Here is a 2,262-nt window from a genome sequence, read left to right as displayed (position 1 = left end):
CAGGTACGACAAGCGCGTGTACGTCTTCCTCGGCACCGTCACGGCCGCCGCCCTGGCCATCTGGCTCCGCTCATGATCGCACGGACAGAACCTAGGACGGCAACGGTGCTCACCGTGACGGTTGTCGAGATCGCTCATTGGGCCCGTTCATGGGTGGGGACATATCCGAGGTCGATGCTCGTCGCTGGTCGGACGGGTCGGCTGGGCTGCACGGGCGGTTTGCCCACCGGTTCGCGCGGAGTGGGCCGCGGGAGTCGGCACCGGCCTACATGCGGGGGCTGCTGGCACCGCTGGAGCGCAAGAACGGGTGGACGGTGGCCGAGGACGCCGGCCATGGCGGCCCGGATCCAGCGGCTGCTGGACGGGATCGACTGGGACGCGGACCGGGTGCTCGAGGACGTTCGCGAGGACGTGGTCGAGTACCTGGCCGATCCGGGCGGCGTGACGAGGCCACAGCCCCAGAGCTGAAGCCTCGTCACAGTAAGCACCGTTGCAGTACTGAGCCCAAGGTGCCCAGGACCACGGTGCGCCGAGGAGTGGTCGTGGGCGGTGTTCGGCACCCCTGGGCGCGCCGTCACCGGGCCCCGCGGCGGGCCCCCGCCGAGGTCCAACCGGCCTGGTGCAGAAGGCCGATGCCGTCGAGCAGCACGTCCAGGGCGAACTCGAACTCGAACTGATCGTCGCAGCCGCCGCCGACCGCCGCACCGTCCTCGCCGTGGGCGGCGGAGGCCGCGATCTCGGCGATGTTCGGGTAGTGGAGGGCCGGACGGGGGTCAGGAGCGGCCTGCTCCGGACCCGGGGAGGCTTCGAAGAGCTCCTGAGTGAAGCCCAGGACGCGCCCGCCGAGGGCGTGCATCGCATGGTGGGTGAGGTCGGCGGAGAGTCCGCCCGCCCGGAACAGGCCGATCACCGTATCCAGGTGGCCGAGCATCGCGGGTGTCGGCGCGGGCAGGGTCTCGATCACGCGCGGCGCCCACGGGTGGCGGCGCAGGGCCCGGCGGGCGGAGAGGACGCGTTCGCGCACGGCGCCCTTCCAGTCGGCACCGGGGGCCGGCGGGTCGATCTCGCCGACCACGGCGTCGACCATGCCGGCGAGCAGCTCCTCCTTGTTGGCGACGTGCTTGTAGAGCGCCATCGGCACCACGCCCAGCTCCTGGGCGAGTTTGCGCATGCTCAGCACATCGATGCCGCCCGCCTCGCCGTCGGCGAACGCCACGGCGGCGCGCAGCACCCGCACCCGGTTCAGCGGGGTGCGGTTGGGTGGGGTGCGGTTGGGCGTGGTGCGCGCCCCTTCGCTCTCGCTCATCCTCGGTCTCCTTCCGCGTCTCCCTCGTCGGCTTGACGAGTGTACGGCGTACGCCTACGGTAAGCCTCAGGTGTACGCCGTACACCACGTGGGGTGGAAGGGGGCTGGTCCTGGTGGACTCGACCGTGGGCAGGCGGACGGACAGGGGGACGGCGGTGGTCGCGGGCGTCCTGTTCCTGGTGACCGAAGTCGCGGCGATCGCGGGCATGTTGCTGTACCGGCCCGCGTTGGACGGTGCCGCGTACGTGGCCGGTCCCGGCGTGGACGGCCACGTGGCGGCGGGGGCGCTGTGCGAGGTGGTGCTGGTGCTGGCGGTGATCGGTACCGGGGTGGTCCTGTACCCCGTGCTGCGCCGGCACCAGGAGGCGGTGGCGCTCGGCTACGTCTGCGGGCGACTGCTGGAGGCCGCGGTGATCACGGTCGGCATCGTCGGGATGCTCGCCGTCGTGACCCTGCGGCGGGACGCCGGCGCCGAGGCGGCCACCGCCGCCCGCGCCCTGGTCGCCGTCCACGACTGGACGTTCCTGCTCGGTCCGAACGTCGTCCTCGGCGCCAACTCGCTGGCACTCGCGTTCCTGATGCACCGCTCCCGGCTGGTGCCGCGCCCGGTCGCCCTGCTCGGGCTGGTCGGTGGCGCGCTGATCCTCGCCTCGGCGGTGGCGGTGTTGTTCGGTGTCTACCCGCAGGTGTCGACGGCGGGTTCACTGGCCGCCCTCCCGGTCTTCGCCTGGGAGGTCACGCTGGCCGTCCGGCTCCTGGTGAAGGGCTTCGCCCCGGCCCGGCCCGACGGTCGCCCCGGCGAGCCGACCACCGCGACCGCTCCGTCCCTCACCGGCTGAGCGCCGGCGCGGGGGGAGTCGGCCGCCCCCCCGTCCCCCGCGAACCCGGCTCACCCGGTGGGCGTGCGCGCCCCCCGGCCCCACCCGTGCAGGAGCGCCCGCGCCCGCGGGGGGCCC

Annotated in this window: 2 protein-coding genes and 1 pseudogene; 2 read left to right on the top strand and 1 reads right to left on the bottom strand. The window is 73.4% G+C overall.

What is annotated here, in order from left to right; all coding sequences use genetic code 11:
- Positions 1 to 149: 149 nt before the first annotated feature.
- Positions 150 to 444: pseudogene (locus ACIOHG_RS26415) on the top strand (IS701 family transposase); the annotation flags it as partial.
- A gap of 130 nt (positions 445 to 574) precedes the next feature.
- Here the strand turns inward: ACIOHG_RS26415 and ACIOHG_RS26410 are convergent.
- The gene (locus ACIOHG_RS26410; protein ID WP_400954095.1) at positions 575 to 1,306 is read right to left on the bottom strand and encodes a TetR/AcrR family transcriptional regulator; all 732 of its coding nucleotides are present in this window, start codon (positions 1,304 to 1,306) and stop codon (positions 575 to 577) included.
- 113 nt (positions 1,307 to 1,419) lie between these two features.
- On the opposite strand from ACIOHG_RS26410, the gene ACIOHG_RS26405 reads away from it, so the two are divergent.
- On the top strand, positions 1,420 to 2,145 hold the full coding sequence (locus ACIOHG_RS26405; RefSeq protein WP_400954094.1) for a DUF4386 domain-containing protein: 726 nt from the start codon (positions 1,420 to 1,422) through the stop codon (positions 2,143 to 2,145).
- Positions 2,146 to 2,262 lie beyond the last annotated feature (117 nt).

It is taken from the genome of Kitasatospora sp. NPDC088134 (genome assembly GCF_044741705.1).
Taxonomy (GTDB): Bacteria; Actinomycetota; Actinomycetes; order Streptomycetales; family Streptomycetaceae; genus Kitasatospora.
The sequence above is the reverse complement of the archived record's forward strand: the minus strand, read 5'-3'. Positions and strand labels throughout refer to the sequence as shown.

Excerpts from the sequence above, each read along its gene's own strand:
- ACIOHG_RS26410 (WP_400954095.1), bottom strand. The coding sequence starts at position 1,306 with ATGAGCGAGAGCGAAGGGGCGCGCACCACGCCCAACCGCACCCCACCC.